Annotated in this window: 5 protein-coding genes; 4 read left to right on the top strand and 1 reads right to left on the bottom strand. The window is 40.8% G+C overall.

The annotated features are described in order from the left end of the window. The 3 genes from H6G41_RS34865 to H6G41_RS34140 form a co-directional block, all read left to right on the top strand. Positions 1 to 246, top strand: a 246-nt coding sequence (locus H6G41_RS34865) for a hypothetical protein (protein WP_206756971.1), incomplete at its 5' end; no start/stop codon positions are given. Positions 247 to 434: 188 nt separating this feature from the next. After that, positions 435 to 1,256, top strand: coding sequence for an AraC family transcriptional regulator (locus H6G41_RS34145; protein ID WP_190752791.1), 822 nt, complete (start codon positions 435 to 437; stop codon positions 1,254 to 1,256). A gap of 213 nt (positions 1,257 to 1,469) precedes the next feature. Beyond that, the gene (locus H6G41_RS34140) at positions 1,470 to 2,000 is read left to right on the top strand and encodes a DUF6022 family protein (RefSeq protein ID WP_190752790.1); all 531 of its coding nucleotides are present in this window, start codon (positions 1,470 to 1,472) and stop codon (positions 1,998 to 2,000) included. A gap of 61 nt (positions 2,001 to 2,061) precedes the next feature. Here the strand turns inward: H6G41_RS34140 and H6G41_RS34135 are convergent, their stop codons facing one another. Further along, a complete protein-coding gene (locus H6G41_RS34135; RefSeq protein ID WP_190752789.1) occupies positions 2,062 to 3,177 on the bottom strand; it encodes a hypothetical protein in 1,116 nt (371 codons plus the stop codon). A 480-nt stretch (positions 3,178 to 3,657) separates the two neighbouring features. Between H6G41_RS34135 and H6G41_RS34130 the strand changes: the two genes are divergently transcribed. Beyond that, on the top strand, positions 3,658 to 4,949 hold a 1,292-nt coding region (locus H6G41_RS34130), incomplete at its 3' end, for a class I tRNA ligase family protein (protein WP_199316472.1).

The following is a 4,949-nucleotide window of genomic DNA, read 5'->3' as shown; positions in this document are numbered from 1 at the left end:
AGCAAGGTAATCAACGTTAAAGAATACACAGTTCGAGCGCATCAACGCTCAATTCACACTCGGATTTTTAACTTTGTCTGTAAGCAGTGCGAACAACCGACACAGCGTGAGACTTTTGGCCCGCGACCACTCTACTGTGAAAAATGCCGTGCGCCACAACCACCGAAGAAATCTTCCGCTCCTCCCAAGAAGAAAGCACTGCCAAGACCCATGACTTACAAAAGTGATATTGATATAACGAAATAATCTCTTGTAATTTCAGCACAAAAGGTGCTTCTTAACTAATTATTTGAGAAGTATCTTAGTTGTGTTGGAAATACAAAAAAAACTTACATTTTTAGATAAAGTTTGTGTGACCATTTATTTGAGACAAATTTTACACCTGAATACACAAATAATTTCCCCCAATAAAAGCGAATTCTATAGGAAAAACTATGATTTACCATACTTATATTCCGCGATCGCCTTTATCTAAGTTCGTCAAATTTTTGTGGTCGAGTGAGGGCGATAACTTACCTTCATCACGGGTGAAGTTGCTACCCATTGGCTCAATGGAATTACTGATAAATCTCCGCGAGAATACAATACCTCTGTACGATATTAACAGTGGGGAAAAATGCGGTAGTACAAGCAGTATGAGAATTTTGGGAATCCATTCCCAAAGCTTGATAATTGACAAGTATAGCCAGATATCCGTTATGGGCGTGCGTTTCCAAGCTGGTGGTACTGTCCCATTTTTTCAGCTTCCCATCAAAGAATTACATAATCGGGTAATCTCGCTCAATGAATTATGGAGCAATCGCGCTGAAGAATTGCGAGAAAAGTTGCTTAAAGTTTCCCAATTAGAAACCCGCTTCCACATTTTGGAGCATTATCTCCTAACTATGCTGCAATCATCCCCACAACATCCAGTTGTTGATTTTGCATTAAATCAGTTTGCAAATTTACATCCACCCACAGTTAGAGAAATTACAAACCAAATTGGTATTAGTCCCCGTTATTTTGGACAGTTATTCAGCAACTGTGTGGGATTAACACCCAAGCTATTTTGTCGCATTCAACGCTTGCGAAGAGTTCTTTGTCTATTAGCTGGGAAAACACATACCGATACCGATTGGACTGATATTGCTTTCACTTGCGGTTACTTTGACCAAGCACATTTTATTCACGACTTTCGCAGTTTAGCTCTTTGCACTCCTAGTGAGTATATCAAACACCGAGGTCTTCATCCCTGCCATATTGTATTACCCCATTAAGGGACTTCCAACTAAAAAAATATTCCATCCCTGCGGGACGCTACGCGAACGCTTTGTCAGCAGAGGAAGCAGAGGAGGCAGAGGAGAAAGAATCTGCCACTATGAAAATGGGATAATTTATTTTCTGGAAGTCCCTAAGGTCATTTTTTTACAATACCTCCTATCTTTTCTCTGCCAAAATTAAGATGCAGCAGAATTGGGAAATTGCAATAAATGGAATTATTAACAGAATTTGTATCAGCCAACCAAAAAACCGATATTTTTACAATTGGTCAATATATTGAAGCCCACATAAATATCAATTGGGAAACCGTAATCCAAAAACATAATGATAAATTATTGCGTGCATTTACCAAAGCGGGAGATATGGCTTATGGAGTTTATTTAAATTTCCTGTTTCGCCCCATTCATATACAGCTAAAACAAGTTGGTTTATATCCAAACCCGAGGTTTCCTGGTGATTTCAGTATATCTAGAGAATGGGGTAATTTTGAAGAAACAAATCAACAGCGTTGGATGTGGAGTACTATCAAGTCAATAGAAGGAGATTCGCTAGGAACAATTGTTACCATTACTTTTCACGACCACAACCAGTTTCGCATCCCCCAACAGCCCGAAATTATCGCTTTAGCCCAAAATGATACAGATGCTGTTGTAGAAGTGCTTTCGCAGTTTTCTACTGATTTCAAGAATGCACGCGAATTCAAAATTGAATATGCAGAATATTTACAAAGTCAAAATTGAAATTCTCAAAAATATGCATACTGCACGAATTAATAATATTAAAAGAGAGCTATCTGCCGTGTTATCCAGTGCTACGGATAAATCCGGTCTCTTTGAGCAGCCGCGCTAGTTCTCTGTGAGGAAATTTCGTATCCTTGTTTTTGTTATCCCACATTGCAGCAAAGAAGTTTTGCATCAGCGTAATGATGCTACGGTATTTAACAATACTGGCAACATAGAAATCATTTAACTTGATATCGCCGTCAGCATATATCTGTTCGATGTTTTCGAGTAATATTGACCTCTGTTCATAAGGTTTTAAGCTTTCTTTAATGCTATATTTTTCTCTGATTCTGTATTTATCTTTTTCTGAACATGAATCATAAGGTGCGCGAATCAAATGACCCAGATTTCGCAGAACTTCGCCGTAATCATAAAATTTGTTCTGCTCAAAAAAAGATTGTTCTTCTGTTGTTAACCCAAAACTTTTGTCCAGTACCAAGCCAAAATCGCTCAAATAAATTTGCTCGCCGTCAGTGAGAATATTACGAAAATGTGCGTCAAAGTGAATGATTCCCTTGATCCTCAAAAAGTCAATTGTTGTGCGTAACTCATCCAAGGGTTGCTGAAGTTTGTCCGGGTTTAAGAGTAGCCATGTTTCCAAAATATGGGGAATGTATTCTAGTAAGAGAACTAATTCATAGTTGGCATTTGCTCTATCTAATAAATATCTCCCCGCGTTCTCACTATTGCCCCAGTACTCTATGTAACTTTTATAATGCTCTGTATCAACATCAGCACGCTGCCCAGAAAAGGGAATAATCCGATAATGGTACATTAGGGGAAAAGTCGCAATTTCACCTGCTAATACCCAGTTAGTTGTCTTGATATGGGTTACGAGTTCACGAAAGACTCCAAAACCAGTGGAACCTAAGCCGTAATTACAGTAAGTCGGTAAGTTATAGAGGTTTCTAGTAGAAAAGAGGTTGTCAAATTCAATGTCCGTCACAGGAACAAGTTTCACGAAAACCTGGGATTCTCCCAGAGTGATGGTGTAATTTCTCCCCCAACCTGTACTTGAATCATTCGATTCACTATTTTTAAACAAAGAAAGCAATTGTGCATTATCTAACTGAGCAATTTGTGAACTGAGGTGGAAATATTTCTTGGTTCTAATTTCTATAGGATTATTAGCCATTTTCCTCCGTCTAGCTACAGCGCATTGAGTGTCACACAATTTTAGATTTTAGATTTTGGATTTTAGATTGACCCCAAGCTATCAAGTCAGGGGAACCTATCAATAAATTTTAGATTTTGGATTTTGGATTTATTACCCGAATAAATTCGGGAGCCAGTTGCGTGGGCGGGTTTCCCGACGGGAGCAAACTGGCGTGGGCTTGTCACCTTTTTAAATTTTGAATTTTGAATCTTCTCCTGACGCAGAGGCTACGCCAACAATCCAAAATTTAAAATTTAAAATCTAAAATTCGGTCAGCAGTTAACGAATCTAGATGGAGTGGCTTTTCCCGCTGACTTTCCGTAATATCTCAATTCTCATTGTAGCCAATCTCAGGAATCGAAAATGGGGGTACTTCCCTAGCTAGAATTTGGCAAAAAACTCTATTGAGCGTATTACAATAATATTACAAGTAAGCATTGAGAATTTTATGATGCACGACTGGGACCTATAAAGCCGGATCAAAGAGATCCGATCAATTCTATTCCACCTGCTTTTACTTACGACCACCGCGCAGTCGAAGCTCGATGGCAATCCATCTGGCAGCAGACCCAACTGTATGAGGTCGATTTAGCAACAACTGCTCAACCTTTTTACAATTTGATGATGTTCCCCTATCCCTCAGCAGAGGGTTTGCACGTTGGGAATGTCTATGCTTTTACCGGAGCAGACATATACGGTCGTTTCATGGCGATGCAAGGGAAAGCGGTGTTTGAGCCAATGGGCTTTGATGCTTTTGGCATTCACAGCGAGAATTTTGCCATTAAGCAAGGCATTCATCCCCGTGAATTGACGGCGCGTAATGTGAAGCGATTTCGAGAAACGCAGTTGCAAAGAATTGGCAATCGTTTCTGCTGGAATCAGGAAATTCAGACCACAGATCCCGCGTATTATAAATGGACGCAGTGGATATTCTTGCAGTTGTTCAAAGCTGGGTTAGCCGTTCGCAAAAAAGCGGCGGTGAACTGGTGTCCTTCATGCAAGACAGTACTTGCTGATGAGCAGGTGATTAGCAGTGAATGCGAACGGTGCAATACCGTTGTTATTCAACGAGAATTGGAACAGTGGTTTTTCAAAATCACTCAGTATGCTCAAAGGTTGTTGGACAATTTGGAGCAATTGGATTGGTCAGAAAAAGTCAAAACGGCTCAACGCAACTGGATTGGGCGTGACGAAGTAGATGGCAAAGTACAGTATCACTTGCGAGATTGGTTAATCTCCCGGCAACGCTATTGGGGCCCGCCGATTCCGATTATTTACTGCGACCGCTGCGGTACAGTACCTGTTCCAGAGGAGCAATTGCCAGTGCAGTTGCCGGAAACGGAGAATTGGTTGCCTCAAGGAACTGGGAATTCTCCTTTGGCAGACATTCCAGAATTTGTCAATACAACCTGTCCTGGCTGTGGTGGTGCAGCGCGACGAGAAACGGATGTGTCTGATAACTTTTTGGATTCTGCCTGGTATTTTTTGCGCTATCCATCAAGCGATCGCGTTGATGTTCCATTTGATCCCGTAATTACCGCTAAATGGTTACCTGTGGATATGTATATTGGTGGCGCAGAACATTCTGTGCTGCATCTGTTGTACAGTCGATTCATCACAATGGTGTTGTATGATTTGGGGCATATCCCCTTTGAGGAACCCTTTCGCCGATTCCGCGCCCACGGATTGCTGACTAAACAGGGTGGCAAAATGAGCAAATCCAAGGGCAATGTGGTGAATCCCGATGGCTA

Origin of the sequence: Tolypothrix sp. FACHB-123, assembly GCF_014697075.1 — a bacterium.
Classification (GTDB): domain Bacteria; phylum Cyanobacteriota; class Cyanobacteriia; order Cyanobacteriales; family Nostocaceae; genus Aulosira.
Note: the sequence above shows the minus strand (reverse complement) of the source record. Positions and strands in the feature narration are given on the sequence as shown.